A 17,145-nucleotide genomic window follows, 5' to 3' on the forward strand; every position below is an offset into this window, starting at 1 on the left:
AATACCTCGGATAAGACAGCGGCCGCGCAATCGGCGGCCGCTTGGGGATTACAGGTGGCAGGTGCCGTCGACGTAGGCTTTGCGCCAGCGCGTGATGGTCACGCGGTCGAACAGATTGGCTTGCGAGAACGGGTCGGCGTCGATGAACTGTTGCGCGGCTTCGCGCGTGTCCAGGTCAACGATGTACAAACCGCCGCCCGCATCCTTGCCGTCGTCTTGCAGCTTGGCGCCGCACGCCAGCAGCAGCTGCTTGTTGGCGTCCAGGTATTCAAGATGCGCTGCGCGATGTTGCTGGCGCACTTCCTGATGGCGGGGCTTGTCGAAGGTTTCGATGATGTAGGGCATGGAAGGCTCCGGTCAGATCGCCGACGGGTGGCGGGCCAGCGCCGTGACGTTGATGTCCATGTACGGGAACAGCGGCAAGGACGCCAGCAGCGTGTGCAGTTCGTCGTTGCTTTCAACGTCGAAGATGCTGACGTTGGCGTAACGGCCCACCACGCGCCACAGCTCTTTCCACTTGCCGTCGCGTTGCAGTTGCTGCGCCAGGGCCTTTTCGTCGGCCTTCAGTTTGTCGGCGCGTTCGGCCGGCATGTCGACGGGCAGATTGACTTGCATTTGAACCATGAACAACATGAGTGTTTCTCCTGATCAGCGGGAAAATTTCAACGGCAGGCCGGTCAGGGCCAGCAGCTCATCGGCGGTGACGTCGCCGAACATATCAATGACGGTCACGCCGTCGGCGCGAATGTCGAACACCGCCACGTCCGTGTACACGCGCGACACGCAGCGCACGCCGGTCAGCGGATACGTGCACGCCTCGACCAGCTTGCTCTGGCCTTCGCGCGTTTGCAGTTCCATCATCACGAAGACGTCTTTGGCGCCGATGGCCAGGTCCATCGCGCCGCCCACGGCGGGGATGGCGTCGGGCGCGCCGGTGTGCCAGTTGGCCAGGTCGCCGTGTTGCGACACCTGGAAGGCGCCCAGCACGCAGATGTCCAGATGGCCGCCGCGCATCATCGCGAACGAGTCGGCGTGGTGGAAGAACGAGCAGCCGGGCAGTTCGGTCACGGGCTGCTTGCCGGCGTTGATCAGGTCGTAGTCTTCTTCGCCTTTGGCGGGCGCGGGGCCCATGCCGAGCATGCCGTTTTCGGTATGCAGGATGACTTCGCGGTCGGCCGGCAGATGGTTGGCGACGAGCGTGGGCAGGCCGATGCCCAGGTTGACGTAAGCGCCTTCAGGAATGTCCTGGGCGACGCGGGCGGCGATCTGATCGCGGGTCAGTTTGGTGCTCATTGCTGCTCCTTGGCGTCGATCTCGACGACGCGCTGCACGAAGATGCCGGGGGTGACGACGGTTTCGGGGTCCAGCGCGCCCAGCTCAACCACTTCACGCACCTGCGCCACGGCCACGCGCGCGGCGCTGGCCATGATGGGGCCGAAGTTGCGGGCGGTCTTGCGGTAGACCAGGTTGCCCCAGCGGTCGCCGCGTTCGGCCTTGATCAGCGCGTAGTCGGCATGCAGGGGATATTCCAGCACGTAGTGGCGGCCGTTGATTTCGCGGACTTCCTTGCCATCGGCAAGCGGGGTGCCGTAGCCGGTGGGCGAGAAGAACGCGCCGATGCCGGCGCCGGCGGCGCGGATGCGCTCGGCCAGGTTGCCTTGGGGCACCAGTTCCAGTTCCAGCTTGCCGCTGCGGTACAGGCCGTCGAAGATCTGCGAGTCCGCCTGGCGGGGGAACGAGCAGATGATCTTGCGCACGCGGTTGGCGCCCAGCAAGGCGGCAAGGCCTGTGGTGCCATTGCCGGCGTTGTTATTGATGATGACCAGGTCTTTCGCGCCCTGTTCGAGCAGGGCGTCGATCAATTCCATGGGCTGGCCGGCAGTGCCGAAGCCGCCAATCATGACGGTGGCGCCGTCGGGTACGTCCGCCAGGGCGGCCGCCGCGCTTGCAACAAGCTTAGAGATCATGATGTTCGCTCATAGGTGGCGTGTCATAATTTGTTCTTCATTAGAACTTTCGTTCTTCTGAAGAACATCGTTTCATGGGGACCGCATAGCGTCAAGGCAAGCCCGCGAGCTGCCATCCCCACCGTGATTGCGTTGCCTTCCAGGGCAACGGACGGCTCGCCAGCGGCGAGCTTTTTACTCTTGGGACCAGACGGATGGCCGAGCTTGACCCCCAGCAACCCAGCGACAGCTACGTGCAATCTTTCGCACGCGGCCTGTCGGTGATCCGGGCGTTCGGCCCCAACCGTTCGCAGATGACGCTGTCGGAAGTGGCGGCCGTGACGGGGCTGACCCGCGCTGGCGCGCGCCGCATCCTGCTGACGCTGGAACACCTGGGCTACGTCACCGTTGAAGACCGCAAGTTCGCCCTGACGCCGCGCATCCTGGAGCTGGGCTACGCCTATCTGTCGGGCACGCCGTTGTGGAACCTGGCGCTGCCCTACATGGAAGAAGTGGCCGAGCAGACGCGCGAATCCTGCTCCGTGTCCGTGCTGGAAGGCGCGGACATCGTCTACATCCTGCGCCTGTCCACGCACAAGGTCATGACCATCAACCTGGCCGTGGGCAGCCGGCTGCCCGCCTGGGTGACGTCGATGGGCCGCGTGCTGTTGGCCGGTCTGCCGGAAGCGGAGCTGGACCGGGTGCTGGCCATGAGCCAGATTCAGCCCTACACGGCCGACACGGTCACCAACGTGGCAGAGTTGAAGCGCGTGCTGGCCGGCGTGCGCGCCGATGGCTACGCCTGCGTCGCGCAGGAACTCGAACCGGGCTTGCAGTCGGTGGCGGTGCCCATCATTGACCGCAGCGGCCGGGTGATCGCCGCGATGAATGTCAGCGGGCATTCCAACCGCTTTTCGCGCGAGGCCATGCTGGCGGCATTCCTGCCGCCCTTGCGCCATGCCGCCGACCAGATCAACCACGCGCTGCTGCGCCGCTAGGCCACGCGGGCGGCGGGACGCAAGGCGCGTCCGGGCGAGGGGTTGAACGAGGGGCTCGGCGGTCATGGCGGCAGCGCTCAGATCGGGGCGACGCCCAACGTTGTGCCGCCGCACACATACAGCATCTGGCCCGTCACGAAACCGTTATCCGGCGACAGGAAGAACATGGCGGCGCGCGCCACGTCTTCCGGCGTGCCCAGACGCTTGACGACGATGCTGTTGATGATGCGTTCGGTTTGCGGTGCGCCTGCCGGGTTGCTCTTGGTGAAGAGGTCGGTGGCGATGGGGCCCGGGCCGATGGCGTTGACGGTGATGCCGTCGCCGCCCAGCTCCATGGCCAGCGTGCGCGTCAGGCCCACCAGGCCGGCCTTGGTGGCCGAATAGACCACGCGGTCCGGCTTGCCCAGCGCAGCGCGCGACGACATGTTCACGATGCGGCCAAAGCCGGCTTCGCGCATGGCGGGCAGCGCGGCTTGCACCAGGATCAGCGCGGTGCGCAGATGCAGGTTCACCACATAGTCCAGATCCGCCAGGGTGGCCGTGTCGGCCGTGCCAGGGCGGGTGGCGCCGGCGTTGTTCACCAGGCCCACGATGTTGTAGGCGTTGGTGACTTCGCTGGCGACGGCTTTCGTGCGCGCTTCATCGGTCAGGTCGGCCTGATACGAGACCAGTCCCGCCGGCGGGTTCTCGGGCAGCTTGTAGTCAATGTTGACCACCTTGTGGCCCGCATCCAGCAGCATGCGGATGATGGCGGCGCCAATCCCGGCGCTGCCGCCGGTGACGAGATACGCAGTCGGTTTGCTCATATCAGTTCCTGTCTGTTCGATGAAAGCGCGGTGGATCAGTGCGTGGCGTAGCCCCAGGCCAGCACGGCGGTGATGTGGATCACGCCCACCCACAGCATCATGATGACGGTATAGCCCATCACGTCGCGCAGCTTCAGCTTCGACAAGGCCAGCGCCGGCAGAATCCAGAAGGGTTGCACCAGGTCGTTCCAGGCGTTGCCCAGCATGACGGCCATGGTCGTCTGGTTCAGGGCGCTGCCGATTTCCTTCGCGGCGTCGATCATGAACGGACCCTGGATGACCCAGTGGCCGCCGGCGGACGGGGCGAAGAAGTTGATGAAGAACGAGCTGATCAGGCCCCAGAACGGCAGCGTGGCGGGCGTGGCGAAGTCAACGAACACTTGCGAGATCGACGTCACCAGACCGGAGGCGGCCATGATGGCCATGATGCCGGCGTAGAACGGGTATTGCAGGATGATGCCCGAGATCGTCTTGATGCCTTCGGTCAGCTTGGCCACGTAGGCGGCCGGCGTGCCCAGCAGGATGATGCCCAGGAACAGGATGATGAAGTTGATCAGGTTCAGGTCCAGCGAGCCGCCGTCCATGAAGTGGAACGTGACGTAGGCAATGCCCAGCGCGCCGATCAGCATGCTCAGGATGCGGCTGTTGTTCAGCTTCGAGGCAATGGTGCCTTTTTCCAGCATGTCTTCGGTGGCGTTGGAAGCGTTGGCGTCGCGGTCGATGCCCGGGTCCACTTCAACAATCTTCTCGCCCTTCTTCGGGTGCAGCCAGGCGTTAAGCAGCGGCAGCGTGATGATGATGACCAGGCTGGTGATCAGCATGGGCACCGAGAAGATGGTTTCCGACAGCGGGATGGTGCCCATCTGCTTGGCGGTCGGGTGGCCCGGCGTGGCGACCAGCACGGGGATGCTGGCGGACAAGCCCAGGCCGTACATGGTGAAGCCGCTATAGGCTGCGGCGATGATCAGCGGGTAGTGCACGCCCTTGACCTTCAGCGCCAGCTTCTTGGCGACGATGCCGCCGATGACGAGGCCAAAGCCCCAGTTCAGGTAGCTGCCCACGCCGCCGACCAAGGTCGCGACGATGATGGCGGTGTGCGGCTTGTGCACGTGGCTGACGATGCGGTTGAGCAGGCGGTCAGTCAGCGGCGCGGTGGCCAGCACGTAGCCCATGGCCAGAATCACGGCCATCTGGGTCGTGAAGGCCAACAGGCTCCAGAAGCCCTTGCCCCAGGCGCGGGTGACGTCGCCGATGCTCTGGCCTTCGATGCCCATGGCAAGCAGCACGGTGAGCAGCGTCAGCGCAATCGCGAAAACGAAAGGATCGGGCAGATACTTGCGCATCAGCTCGGTAAAGAATGAAGCCAATTTATTCATGGTGCCTCCAACAACTCCGTAGGCGGGTTCTCTTGTGTCGTGTCCGGTCCGGCATCGGGTGGCGAAGCTGGCCGCGGATGGACGTCTGGTTTTCTTTGTGTGGTTGGGCTCGTGGCCCGATGGCGCGGTTGGCGGTTGCCCCCGCGCCTTATCTTTTGGGAATGCTTGGGGGCGCGGTCAGGCGTCGCCGGCTTTGCTGTTCAGCCAGGCGGCCAGCTCGCCGAGCGTGGCGCTTTTTTCGCGCAGCACGCGTTCGCGGCGTTCGGGGCTCCAGGTGTAGAAGCCCTGGCCGCTCTTGGCGCCGATCTGGCCGCTGTCGACTTTGCTTTTCAACAGGTCGGAAGGTTCGGTGCGGTTTTCCAGGTCTTTGTACAGGTAGCTGGCGATGGCGTAGTGCACATCGATGCCGTTCATGTCGCGCTGTTCCAGCGGGCCGGACAGGGCCAGGCGGATGCCGAGGCTCCACTTGACGACTTCGTCGATGTCTTCGGCGCTGGCCACGCCTTTTTCCAGCAGCGAGATGGCTTCGCGGGCCAGGGCGTGCTGGATGCGGTTGGCGATGAAGCCGGGAATGTCCTGGCGCACCAGCACGGGCCGTTTGCCGGCAAAGCGCAGCGTGGCCATGACTTGGGTGACGGTGGCGTCAGAGGTGTCGTCGTTACGGACGACTTCGACCAGCGGGATGACGTCAGCGGGGGTGAAGAAGTGGGTGCCGACAAAACGGTCGCGGCGCGTGACGGCGCTGGCGATGGCGTTGATGGACAGGCCCGATGTATTCGTGGCGAACAGCGTGTGTGCAGGGCACAGGGCGTCAAGTTTGGCGAAGATGCCGCGCTTGAGTTCCAGGTTTTCCGGCACGGCTTCGATGACCAGGTCACAGCTGGCGGCGGCTTCCAGGGCCGGTTCCAGGCGGATGCGCTGGATGGCTTCCTGAACGTTGCCGGGGGCGTAGACGTTCAATTGGCGGTCGATGGTTTTCAAGGCGCGCTCCAGGGCGCCTTCCATCGGATCGATCAGGACAATGTTCAGTCCCTTCGAGGCGAATAATGCGGCGATGCCGCTGCCCATGGCGCCTGCGCCGATGACGGCGAGATTCTTGAGGGGAGTATCCATGTGGTTCGCTCGATGCTGTCTTGCGGGCGGCTGCCAGGCAGTCAGGCACGCGGGGGAACCAGGGTGATCTCTGTCTCTTCCTGAGGTGCCTTTCTGTGCGGCGGGGCCAGAAAAATCGTTTTGTTCTATATACGAACATTTGTGCGTGTATAGAATTTCTGGAAGAGATAGTACTAAAAGTTGCCGGGGGTGGACAAATGGGGAGGTGGGGGTGTTCGTCTGGTGGACGGGGGGCGGTGCGGGGGGGCGGTAGCGTTGCGGGGGGCGGTAGCGGTGGAGGGGGCGCTGGACGTTTGACGGTGGGTCGGGGCCGGGGGGCGGTTTCGGAGGCGGCAGGGGTGTAGCGGGAGCGTGTGGAATGCGGGCGGAGTGGGTTTTTAAGACGCCTGGTGCGGCGGCGGCCCGGGGCGCGCGGGTCAACGATTGCGGTCCGGAGCCTTCGCTCCGGACTCCCCCTTCGTCATCTTCGTTGCCGCCTGCGGCGGCTGCCTTCAGATTCCCTCGGGCTTATCGACTCCCCGCGCACCCCGGGCCGCCGCCGCACCAGGCTCCAGTCGTGGAAACGTGACGTCAGCTGGGGCGGGCGGTGTGCTTGGGGTTCTGCTCACCAGTGGGGGGGTGAGGAATATCTTGCGGGGCCCGCCCCATGCCGGCCGCGCGGGCGGCCTCGTGGGGCTTACGCGGTGTCTTGCGTCGTGGTGATGGCGCTGCGCGTCGCCTGCCGCATCTTCACCCTCGCGATTTTGGTGTCAGACTGCATTTTCCGGAAGAAATGCAGTCTGACACCGGCGCTGAAGTGCCCGTCGCCTGCCGCATCTTCACCCCGAATTGCGTAGTCCCGCTGCGATGCCGTTGATCGTCAAATGAATCGCGCTTTGCACGCGCTTGTCGACTTCCGCGTCCGGGTGCTTTTGTGCCGCGCGGTGGCGGCGGATCAGGTCAATCTGCAAATAATTCAGCGGGTCGATGTACGCAAACCGTTCGCGCAGCGAGTCTTGCAGCATGGGGTTGTCGGCCAGCAGTTCGCGTTGCGTCAACAGCTTCAGCATTTGCAGCGTGCGGCCGTGTTCGGCGCTGATGGAGCCGAACACGCGTTCACGTAGCGCGCGTTGCGGAACGAGTTGGGCGTAGCGTGCGGCGATGGCCAGGTCGGATTTGGCCAGCACCATTTCCATGTTGGACAAGAGTGTGCGGAAGGCGGGCCAGTCGCGGGCCATCTCGCGCAGTTGGGCCAGGCGGCTGCGGCGTGAACGGGGGGCGTCGGGGGCGCCGGTTTCCAGATAGGCCTCGATGGCCGAGCCCATGCCGTACCAGCCGGTCAGCATCAGGCGGCATTGGGCCCACGAAAAGCCCCAGGGAATGGCGCGCAGGTCTTCGATGCGTTGGCCCTTCTTGCGCGAAGCTGGGCGCGAGCCGATGTTCAGACCGGCGATTTCGCTGATGGGGGTGGCGGCGAAGAAGTACTCGGCAAAGCGCGGGGTGTCGTAGACCAGGCCGCGATAGGTGCGCTGCGCGGTGTCTGACATGAATGACATGGCCGGGCCGTGTTGCGCCATGTGTGCGTCTTCGGCGCTGGTGGCTTCGGCGCGCGGGGCCAGGCTGGATTCCAGCGTGGCGGCGACCAGCAGTTCCAGGTGCCAGCGGCCGACTTCGGCGTCCTTGTATTTGCTTTGGATGACTTCGCCTTGTTCGGTCAGGCGGATCTGGCCGGCGACGGTGCCGGGGGGCTGGGCCAGGATGGCGTCAAAGCTGGAGCCGCCGCCGCGTCCCACCGAGCCGCCTCGGCCGTGGAACAGGCGCAGGCGCACGTTGCGGGCCGAGAACACGTCGACCAGCGCGCGTTCGGCCTGATACAGCGACCAGTTCGAGGTGAGGAAGCCGCCGTCCTTGTTGCTGTCGGAATAGCCCAGCATGACTTCCTGCGCGCCGTTTTGCGCCTGCTTTACGCGCTGGCGGACTTCGGGCAGGTCGAGCCAGGCGGCCATGATGTCGGCGCCGCGTTGCAAGTCGGGAATGGTTTCGAAGAGCGGCACGACCATCAAGCCGTCTTCGGCCGCAATGTCCTGGCCGGCGGGGGCGATCAGGCCGGCTTCCTTTTGCAGCACCATCACTTCCAGCAGGTCGCTCAGGGTTTCGGTGTGCGACACGATGGTCTGGCGCACGGCCTGTTTGCCGTAGCGGGCGCGGCCGGCGGCGGCGGCGCGCAGCACGGCCAGTTCGCGGGTGGTGTCTTCGCTGTAGGCGATCCAGGGGGATGCGAGCGGGCGGGCTTGCGCCAGTTCGGTGCGCAACAGGGCCACGCGTTCGTCTTCGTTTAACGCCAGGTAGTCGAGCGCTTTGCCGTCGCGCTGGGTGCCGGCGCGTTCGAAGAGTTCGGCCAGCACGCGTTCGTGTACGTCGGAGCTTTGACGCAGGTCGACGGTGGCCAGGTGGAAGCCGAACACTTCCACGGCTTGTTGAAGCCCTGACAGGCGCAGTTTGGCGATGGGCGCGCCGTGGTGCGCGGCGAGCGATGCTGCGATGGTGGCCAGGTCGGCTGATAGTTCTTGCGGCGCTTGGTACGCGGGCGCGGCGACGGTGCTGCGGCGGGCCAGGTTCTGCCCGGTCAGCGCTTGCGCCGTGGCGGCAAGCCGGGCGTAGACGCCGACCAGCGCGCGGCGGTAGGGTTCGTCGCTGCGGTGGGGGGAGTCGTCGCCGCTGCTGTCGGCCAGCGCCAGCAGTTCGGCGTCGGCTGAGATCAGCAGCGTGGTGATCGACAGTTCCGCACCCAGCGCGTGGACCTCTTGCAGATAGTGTTCGAACAGCACGGTGGCCTGGCGCAGCAGCGCGCGTTCCAGCGTGCTGGCGTCCACGTTCGGGTTGCCATCGCGGTCGCCGCCAATCCAGCTGCCCATGCGCAGAAAGGGTTCCAGCGGCGCGGGCGGGGCGGCAAACGGCTTGGCGGGTTCGCGGTTCAGCAGTTTGGACAGGTCGGCGTAGACGCGCGGGATGACGGTAAGAAAGGTGCTGCGGTAGTACGACAGCGCGTTTTCAATTTCATCGGCCACGGTCAGGCGCGTGTAGCGCAGCATGCGGGTTTGCCACAACGTGGCGACGCGGCCGAGCAGGGCCGCATCCAGATCGGCGAGCTCTTGCGGCGTCAACGGGACGTCGCGCTGGGTCAGCGCGGTGGCGATTTCACGATGCACGTCCAGCGTGCTCTTGCGCTGCACTTCGGTGGGGTGCGCGGTCAGCACCGGCACGACGCAGGCATCGGCCAGCCAGCGGCGGATGCGGGCAACGCTGACGCCCTGGCTGGCCAGGGTCTGCACGGCGTCGCGCAGGCTGCCGCGTGCGGCGGTGTCGTCGATCAGGGCGCGTGCGCGTTGGCGGCGGTTCTGGTCGCGGTCTTCAGCGATGTTGGCCAGGTGCAGGAAGTAGCTGAAGGCGCGCGCAACCGAGTTCGGGTCGGTGCCTTGCAGGCGCTTGACGCGCTGTTCCAGCAGTTTGCTGTCGGCGTCGATGCCTTCGCGCCGGAATTTCACGGCGGTGCGCCGCAGCGTTTCGATGGTGTCGAAAACGCGTTTGCCTTCGCATTCCTCAATGACGGTGCCTAACAGGCGGCCTAGTAGCCGGATATCGTGACGCAAGGGTTCTGCTGAATCGGACTGCGGGCGGATGGCATTCATCGGGCGGGGGTATCCGTCTGGCGGCTGAGGAAAGGTTGGGAAAAGACGATGGGCGTTGCGGGAAAACCGGGGAATAAGACGAATCTGATTTTACGCAGCGTTCCTTACGGGAAAGCGCCTTTGCTCGGTTACAGTCCGTGCTATCCCTTCGTCTTTTTAGAAGCCCCCTTTATGCAAAATCATCAACGTCGCGCGCTCGTCCTCTTTTCGGGCGGTCAAGATTCCACCACTTGTCTCGCCTGGGCGCTGGACCGCTATGCCCATGTGGAAACGGTGGCGTTTGATTACGGTCAGCGTCATCACATCGAATTGTCTGCGCGGCTGAATGTGCTGAGCGAGATTCGGGCGAACTTTCCGGATTGGGCGCCGCGGTTGGGCGAAGACCATCTGCTGGACTTGAAGGTGCTGGGGCAGGTGGGCGATACGGCCATGACGAGCAACCGCGCGATCGAGATGCAGGCCAATGGTTTGCCGAACACGTTTGTGCCGGGGCGCAATCTGCTGTTTCTGACGCTGGCGGCGGCGCTGGGGTATCGGCGTCAGCTGGATGTGCTGGTGGGCGGGATGTGCGAGACGGATTTTTCCGGCTATCCCGATTGCCGGGACGACACGATCAAGGCGCAGCAGGTGGCGCTGGGATTGGGGTTAGGGTCGCGGGTGACGATCGAGACGCCGCTGATGTGGATTGATAAGTCCGAGACGTGGGCGCTGGCGTATCAGTTGGGTGGGGATGCGTTGGTGGAGACGATCGTTGAGGAAAGTCATACGTGCTATTTGGGGGAGCGGGGGGCGCGGCATGACTGGGGGTATGGATGTGGGGAGTGTCCGGCTTGTAAGTTGAGGAAGATTGGGTGGGAGAAGTGGGTGGTGGCTTCTGCTGCTGAGGGGTGATGGGGTGGTCGTTTTGATTGTGGGACTGGTTGATGGATCAGTCGCTGAAAGTCGTTGAAGACCCGGTTTTTTTGACGGCCGATGCGGCGGGGTCACGGGGCGCGCGGGTCAACGATTGCGGTCCGGAGCCTTCGCTCCGGACTGCCCCGTCGTCATCTTCGTCCAGGCCTGCGGCCTTCCCTTCAGATTCCCTCGGGCTTATCGACTCCCCGCGCACCCCGTGACCCCGCCGCACCGGCCTGCGGTGATTGAAACTTGACGTCCGCTGGGGCGATCAGTGTGCTTAGGGTGCTACTCACCGGTGGGTGGGTGATGGAATATCTTGCGGGGCCCGCCCCATGCCGGCCGCGCGGGCGGCCTTGTGGGGCTTACGCGGTGTCTGGCGTCGTGACGGTGGCGCTCGCGCGTCGTCCGAATTCATCCTGCTGCACCCACCCGCCCAATAAACTTCCATCGCAACGTGAACGCGGCCGCCGCAATGGCTGCCGCCAACACGATTGATAGCGCCATCGCGGTCGAAGCGCCGTGGGTATCGATGACGAAGGCATAGGCGACCGGCGCCGTCGCGGTTAGCAGGAAGCTGGGGATCAGTAGGGCGCCTACCAAAGTTCCGTAGCTGCGGAAATCGAACAGTGCCAGCGGCAGCGTGCCGCGGGTGATGGTCAGCAGGCCGTTGCAGGCGCCGTAGAGCAGGGCGTAGGCGGCGGTGGCGTAGAGGTTGCCGCGCGATAGCAGCGCCAGCAAAAAACACAGTGGCAATAGTGCGGCGACGGCGAGGGTCAGTGTCAGCGGGTGCAGTCTTGATCCCAGCGTCACGTCGGCGACGCGGGCGGTGAATTGGCCTACGCCCCATAGCGCGGCGACGCTGACGGCGGCGGCGCTGGCCAGGCCCAGGCCGGACAGTAGCGAGATCAGGTGGGCGGCGTTGCCGGCGGCAAGGAAGTTGGTCAGCATGGCGATCACGGCGTACAGCGTGCCGGCGAGCCGCCGTTCCGTGGATGTGCGGGTGAGGCCGGTGCTGGTCTGTTTCGCGGTGGCGGCGGATGCGGTGTAGCGGTCGCGTGGCAGCGCCAGGTAGAGCGGCACGGTGGCCAGCGCCAGGGCGGCGTAGACGAAGACCGCGCCGCGCCAGCCAAGCGCGTCCGATAGCGCGTGGCCCACCGGCCACATCACCGTGGAGGCCAAGCCGCCGAACAGCGTGATTTGCGACATGGGGCGGCGCGCGGTGGGGCCGGCGGCGCGGGCGAGTGAGGCGAAGGCGGCGTCGTACAGGCAGAGGCGCATGCCAAGGCCCAGCAGCAGCCACGCCAGGAAATACACCGGCACGTGGTGCGCTGCGGCCAGCAGGGCGCAGCCCGCGGCGGCGATCACGGCGCCCACCGGCATGACGCGGTGGCCGCCCCAGCGGTCAACGGCTGCGCCCGCCAGGGGGGATACCAGCGCCATCGTGACGATGGCGGCCGAGAAGCCGCCGTAGACGGTGGCGGCGTTCCAGCCCAGGTCAGCCGTCATGGCGGGGCCCAGCGCGCCGATCAGGTAGAACGTGACGCCCCAGCCGATCAGTTGCGTCAGGCCCAGGCAGACGATGGCGCGTGGGGCAATCACGGCCGTTGCGGCGGTGTGGTGTCGCCTTCTCCCAGGCTGCGTTGCATGAGGACGGTGTCGCGCCATTCGCCGTGCTTGTGGCCGACGGAACGCAGCGTGCCGACCGGATGAAAGCCTTGGGCGGCGTGCAGCGCCAGCGATGCCGCGTTGCGGCTGTCGCCCACCACCGCCAGCATCTGGCGCCAGCCGGCGGCGGTGCAGCGTTCGATCAGCGCGGCCAGCAGCTTGCCGCCGATGCCCAGGCCCGCGCGGCCGGCTTTGACGTAGACGGAATCTTCGACGGTGTGGCGGTAGGCGGGGCGGGGGCGGTACGCCGTGACGTAGCCGTAGCCCACGACTTCGCCATTGATCTCGGCGACCAGATACGGCATTTCCTTTTCCAGCACGCCCGCGCGGCGCGTGCGCATTTCCGAGATGGACGGCGGGTCCAGTTCGAACGAGGCGGTGCCGTGTTCGACGTGGTGCGCGTAGATGGTCTTGATGGCGGGCAGGTCGGCTTCCGCGCTGTCGCGGATGACGATGGTGGGGGTGTTGGGCGACATGAAAAGGGCCGGCGAAGTCGAAGGGGGAAGGGGCAAATCAGCAGCCGCCAGTGTGGGGCAAGTTTTGGCATTAATAAAGCTTTGGTCTGTTATCGTTTTTATAAGAAAAACTTTGGATAGACGCCATGCGAGGCCTGAACCTGGACCACCTGCGCACCTTTGCGCGGGTGGTTGAACTGGGCAGCTTTTCCGCCGCTGCCGAACGGGGCGGCGTGACCCAGCCCGCGGTCAGCTTGCAGATCCGCCAGCTGGAACGGCGCTTCGGTTTGAAGCTGGTTGAGCGCATTGGCCGCCGCGCCGGGCCCACCGCGGCGGGGCTGGAGTTGCTGACGCATATCCGCGTGATCGACGCGGCCCTGGCGCAGGCCGAGCAGGCGATGACGGCGCATGCGTCCCAGGTGTCTGGCCGAATCCGGCTGGGCACGGGCGCCACCGCCTGCACCTATTTGCTGCCGCCCGTGCTGGCGGAGCTGCGCCGCCGCTTTCCTGCGCTGGACGTCGTGGCCAGCACTGGCAACACGGCCGACATGCTGCGCGCCCTGGAGAACAACACGCTGGACATGGGGCTGGTGACTTTGCCCGCGCCCGGCCGTATGTTCCAGGTCACGACGGTGATGGAGGACGAGTTCGTGGCGATCTTTCCCGCCAGTGACCCGGGCGGTATTCCCGCCGTTGTCACTCCGCAGACATTGGCGCTGCGTCCGCTGGTGCTGTTCGAGCCGGGCGCCCGCACGCGCCGGCTGGTGGATGATTGGTTTGAGGCCGCGGGTGTCGCCGCCAAGCCCGTCATGGAGTTGGGCAGCACGGAAGCCATGAAAGAGATCGTGGCGGCGGGCCTGGGTTGCGCGGTGCTGCCCAAGCTGGCCGTGAGCGCTGCGGGCCAGCGCGATGCCCTGGTGGTGCGGTCGTTGACGCCGCGTTTGTCGCGCGATCTGGCTATCGTGCTTCGGCGAGACAAGCCGCTCAGCCATGGCCTGCGCCATTTGCAAGAGGCGTTGTTGGCGCTGCGCGCCTGAACGCATCGCCTCGCCCTGGACGAATCACTGAGAACATTGCATGCCTTCCTCCCCACCGCCAGTCCGCAAGCCACCCAGCTCCTCAGCCAGCTTTCCAGCCAGCACCTCAGCCAGCTCTCCAGCCAGCACCTCAGGCAGCTTTCCAGCCAGCACCTCAGGCAGCTCTCCAGCCAGCACCTCAGGCAGCTCTCCAGTCCGCGCCCCAGCCAGAACCTCAGCCCCCACCTCAGCCCCCACGCCAGTGAGCTCCTCAGCCAGCGCCCCAGCCCCCGCGCGTTCCCCCGCCGGTTTGGACCTGTTCCCGTACGAATCCTCGCGGCCGCCCGTCGCAGGCCTGGCGGTGGATTACGAAGATGGCCACCGCGTGCGCCGGCACCGCCATCGGCGCGGCCAGTTGCTTTACGCGATTTCGGGCGTGATGGTGGTGAATACGGATGCTGGCATCTGGGTCGTGCCGCCCACGCGTGGCGTGTGGGTGCCGGCGTGGGTGCCGCACGGCATCCGCATGAGTGGCGAGCCGCGCATGCGCACGGTCTTCGTCGAGCCGGGGGCCGCAGCCCATCTGCCGGCGCAGTGCTGCGTGCTGTCGATTTCGCCCCTGCTGCGCGAGCTGATGGTGGCGGCCGCCGACGTGCCGCTGGACTGGGCGCCCGACACGCGCGACGGCCGGCTGATGATGCTGTTGCTGGACGAAATGCGTCAGGAACCCGTGCTGCCGCTGCATTTGCCGCAGCCCGCGGAGCCGCGACTGGCGCGCATCTGCCGCGCCATCGTGCGGCATCCCGAGCGGCAGGCGGGGGCGGCGGAATGGGCGCGGGAATTGGGCGTGGACCCGAAGACCGTGCACCGGCTGTTCTTGCGTCACACGGGCATGACCTTCGGCCGCTGGCGCCAGCAGGCGCGCCTGCTGGCCGCCATGGAGCGGCTGGCGCGGGGCGCGCGGGTGCTGGATGTGGCGTTGGACTTGGGGTACGAAAGCCCCAGCGCCTTCGCCGCGATGTTTCGCCGTGCGGTGGGCGAGTCGCCCAGCGCCTTCGCGGCGCGCGGCCAGGCGACTGAATGATGTCCGCCTGACGTTTGCCTGATGTTTGCCTGCCGGTTGCCGGGCATTCGCCAGTCGTTTGCCCGCCGGTTGCCTGCCGTCCGGCCAATGTCCGTCTGATGGCCAATGGCCGCTCTCAGGGCGGCCATTGGTGGGGTCATCGGACAACCCCGGCCCGATCCAGCGTATTATTTACCGTTTTGCCGCCACGCTAACAGCACTCGAGACAAATCATGCCGCACTACCGTTCCCGCACATCGACCCACGGCCGCAACATGGCCGGCGCCCGCGCCTTGTGGCGCGCCACTGGCATGAAGGACGGTGATTTCGGCAAGCCGATTATCGCGGTAGTGAACTCGTTCACGCAGTTCGTGCCGGGCCACGTGCACCTGCGCGACCTGGGCGCGCTGGTCGCCAAAGAGATCGAAGCCGCAGGCGGCGTCGCCAAGGAATTCAACACGATCGCCGTCGATGACGGCATCGCCATGGGCCACGGCGGCATGCTGTATTCGCTGCCGTCGCGCGAACTCATCGCCGACTCGGTGGAATACATGGTCAACGCGCATTGCGCCGACGCCATGGTCTGCATTTCGAACTGCGACAAGATCACCCCGGGGATGCTGATGGCCGCGATGCGCCTGAACATCCCGGTCGTGTTCGTGTCCGGCGGCCCGATGGAAGCGGGCAAGGTCAAGTCGCCGACCGACGGCAAGGTCATCGCCAAGATCGACCTGATCGACGCCATGATCAAGGCCGCCGATCCGAAGGTGTCGGACGCCGAAGTCGCCGAAGTGGAACGCAGCGCGTGCCCGACGTGCGGCTCCTGTTCCGGCATGTTCACCGCCAACTCGATGAACTGCCTGACCGAAGCCATCGGCCTGGCGCTGCCAGGTAACGGCACCATCGTCGCGACCCACGCATGGCGCAAGGGCTTGTTCGAGCAAGCCGGCCGCCTGGTCGTCGACCTGTGCCGCCGCTACTACGTGGAAGAAGACGAATCGGTTCTGCCGCGCAACATCGCCACCAAGAGCGCGTTCCAGAACGCGATGGCGCTGGACGTGGCGATGGGCGGTTCCACCAACACCGTGCTGCACTTGCTGGCCGCGGCGCAGGAAGCGGGTGTGGATTTCACGATGGCCGACATCGACCGCATTTCGCGCAAGGTGCCCTGCCTGTGCAAGGCGGCGCCCGCCACCGACAAGTACCACATCGAAGACGTGCACCGCGCAGGCGGCATCCTGGGCATCCTGGGTGAACTGGCGCGCGCCGACCTGCTGGACCTGTCTTGCGGCAACGTGCACAGCGGCACGCTGGGCAACGCCATCCAGAACTGGGACGTGGCTGGTGGCGGCGCGGGTGAAGACGCGCAGAAGTTCTATCGCGCAGCACCCGGCGGCATTCCGACAACCGTGGCGTTCAGCCAGGACGCCACCTTCCTGACGCTGGACACCGACCGCCAGACGGGCTGCATCCGCAGCAAGGAAAATGCCTACTCGAAGGACGGCGGTCTGGCAGTGCTGTACGGCAACCTGGCCGAGAAGGGCTGCATTGTGAAAACGGCCGGTGTGGACGAATCGCAATGGGTCTTCACGGGCCGCGCCCGCGTGTTCGAAAGCCAGGATGACGCCGTTGAAGGCATCCTGGGCGACAAGATCGTGGCGGGCGACGTGGTCGTCATCCGCTACGAAGGCCCCAAGGGCGGCCCGGGCATGCAAGAAATGCTCTACCCCACGTCGTACCTGAAGTCCAAGGGCTTGGGCAAGACGTGCGCGCTGTTCACCGACGGCCGCTTCTCGGGCGGCTCGTCCGGCCTGGTGATCGGCCACGCCTCGCCGGAAGCGGCCGAAGGCGGCACCATCGGCCTGGTGGAAGAAGGCGACATCATCGAGATCGACATCCCGAACCGCAAGATGCATCTGGCCGTGTCCGACGAAGAACTGGCGCGCCGCCGCGCAGCGATGGACGCGCGTGCGGATGGCTGGGAGCCGGTTGGACGCGAACGCGTCGTGTCGCTGGCCTTGCAGGCGTACGCGGCCCTGGCCACGTCGGCGGACCGCGGCGCGGTGCGTGACCTGTCGCAGCTGAAGCAGAAAGCCAAGCGTTGAGGGTGGCGAACGCGTAGGAAGAACGGCGCCTTTGGGC

Annotated in this window: 15 protein-coding genes; 5 read left to right on the forward strand and 10 right to left on the reverse strand. The window is 65.8% G+C overall.

Going from position 1 to position 17,145, the window contains the following annotated elements; translation table 11 throughout:
• Positions 1-48: 48 nt before the first annotated feature.
• Genes AC1DB0_RS21265 through AC1DB0_RS21280 form a run of 4 tightly spaced genes read right to left on the reverse strand, consistent with a single transcriptional unit; the run spans position 49 to position 1,967 of the window.
• Positions 49-345, reverse strand: a complete 297-nt coding sequence (locus AC1DB0_RS21265; RefSeq protein ID WP_054427032.1) for a YciI family protein — start codon at positions 343-345, stop codon at positions 49-51.
• A gap of 12 nt (positions 346-357) precedes the next feature.
• A complete protein-coding gene (catC, locus tag AC1DB0_RS21270) occupies positions 358-633 on the reverse strand; it encodes a muconolactone Delta-isomerase (protein ID WP_006227165.1) in 276 nt (91 codons plus the stop codon).
• 15 nt (positions 634-648) lie between these two features.
• Positions 649-1,293 (reverse strand): 3-oxoacid CoA-transferase subunit B, encoded by a 645-nt coding sequence (locus AC1DB0_RS21275; protein WP_054427033.1) that lies wholly within the window; start codon positions 1,291-1,293, stop codon positions 649-651.
• On the reverse strand, positions 1,290-1,967 hold the full coding sequence (locus tag AC1DB0_RS21280) for a 3-oxoacid CoA-transferase subunit A (protein ID WP_476757568.1): 678 nt from the start codon (positions 1,965-1,967) through the stop codon (positions 1,290-1,292). The genes AC1DB0_RS21275 and AC1DB0_RS21280 overlap by 4 nt, the downstream gene beginning before the upstream one ends.
• A 194-nt stretch (positions 1,968-2,161) precedes the next feature.
• On the opposite strand from AC1DB0_RS21280, the gene AC1DB0_RS21285 reads away from it, so the two are divergent.
• Positions 2,162-2,944 carry an IclR family transcriptional regulator gene (locus AC1DB0_RS21285; RefSeq protein WP_054427035.1) on the forward strand — a complete coding sequence of 261 codons (783 nt, stop codon included), beginning with the start codon at positions 2,162-2,164 and terminating at the stop codon, positions 2,942-2,944.
• A gap of 77 nt (positions 2,945-3,021) precedes the next feature.
• Here the strand turns inward: AC1DB0_RS21285 and AC1DB0_RS21290 are convergent, their stop codons facing one another.
• The 4 genes from AC1DB0_RS21290 to ppc form a co-directional block, all read right to left on the reverse strand.
• Positions 3,022-3,750, reverse strand: a complete 729-nt coding sequence (locus AC1DB0_RS21290; RefSeq protein WP_054427036.1) for an SDR family NAD(P)-dependent oxidoreductase — start codon at positions 3,748-3,750, stop codon at positions 3,022-3,024.
• 35 nt (positions 3,751-3,785) lie between these two features.
• Positions 3,786-5,126, reverse strand: coding sequence for a short-chain fatty acid transporter (locus AC1DB0_RS21295; protein ID WP_054427037.1), 1,341 nt, complete (start codon positions 5,124-5,126; stop codon positions 3,786-3,788).
• 177 nt (positions 5,127-5,303) lie between these two features.
• On the reverse strand, positions 5,304-6,239 hold the full coding sequence (locus AC1DB0_RS21300; protein WP_175171552.1) for a 3-hydroxyacyl-CoA dehydrogenase family protein: 936 nt from the start codon (positions 6,237-6,239) through the stop codon (positions 5,304-5,306).
• Between the two features lie 818 nt (positions 6,240-7,057).
• The gene (ppc, locus tag AC1DB0_RS21305; RefSeq protein ID WP_054427039.1) at positions 7,058-9,907 is read right to left on the reverse strand and encodes a phosphoenolpyruvate carboxylase; all 2,850 of its coding nucleotides are present in this window, start codon (positions 9,905-9,907) and stop codon (positions 7,058-7,060) included.
• A 171-nt stretch (positions 9,908-10,078) separates the two neighbouring features.
• On the opposite strand from ppc, the gene queC reads away from it, so the two are divergent.
• On the forward strand, positions 10,079-10,798 hold the full coding sequence (gene queC / locus AC1DB0_RS21310; protein ID WP_476757569.1) for a 7-cyano-7-deazaguanine synthase QueC: 720 nt from the start codon (positions 10,079-10,081) through the stop codon (positions 10,796-10,798).
• A 417-nt stretch (positions 10,799-11,215) separates the two neighbouring features.
• Here the strand turns inward: queC and AC1DB0_RS21315 are convergent, their stop codons facing one another.
• Positions 11,216-12,403: an MFS transporter gene (locus AC1DB0_RS21315; protein ID WP_476757570.1), complete on the reverse strand. Its 1,188-nt coding sequence runs from the start codon at positions 12,401-12,403 to the stop codon at positions 11,216-11,218.
• A complete protein-coding gene (locus AC1DB0_RS21320; RefSeq protein WP_054427041.1) occupies positions 12,400-12,945 on the reverse strand; it encodes a GNAT family N-acetyltransferase in 546 nt (181 codons plus the stop codon). Before AC1DB0_RS21320 ends, AC1DB0_RS21315 begins: the two co-directional genes overlap by 4 nt.
• Before the next feature lie 125 nt (positions 12,946-13,070).
• Between AC1DB0_RS21320 and AC1DB0_RS21325 the strand changes: the two genes are divergently transcribed.
• The 3 genes from AC1DB0_RS21325 to ilvD all read left to right on the forward strand — a co-directional run bounded on the left by AC1DB0_RS21325 (position 13,071) and on the right by ilvD (position 17,108).
• The gene (locus AC1DB0_RS21325) at positions 13,071-13,961 is read left to right on the forward strand and encodes a LysR family transcriptional regulator (protein WP_054427042.1); all 891 of its coding nucleotides are present in this window, start codon (positions 13,071-13,073) and stop codon (positions 13,959-13,961) included.
• 241 nt (positions 13,962-14,202) lie between these two features.
• Positions 14,203-15,024 (forward strand): AraC family transcriptional regulator, encoded by an 822-nt coding sequence (locus tag AC1DB0_RS21330; RefSeq protein WP_054427043.1) that lies wholly within the window; start codon positions 14,203-14,205, stop codon positions 15,022-15,024.
• A gap of 212 nt (positions 15,025-15,236) precedes the next feature.
• On the forward strand, positions 15,237-17,108 hold the full coding sequence (gene ilvD, locus AC1DB0_RS21335) for a dihydroxy-acid dehydratase (RefSeq protein ID WP_175171549.1): 1,872 nt from the start codon (positions 15,237-15,239) through the stop codon (positions 17,106-17,108).
• Positions 17,109-17,145: the final 37 nt, after the last annotated feature.

It is taken from the genome of Achromobacter sp. 10T422, assembly GCF_056394065.1.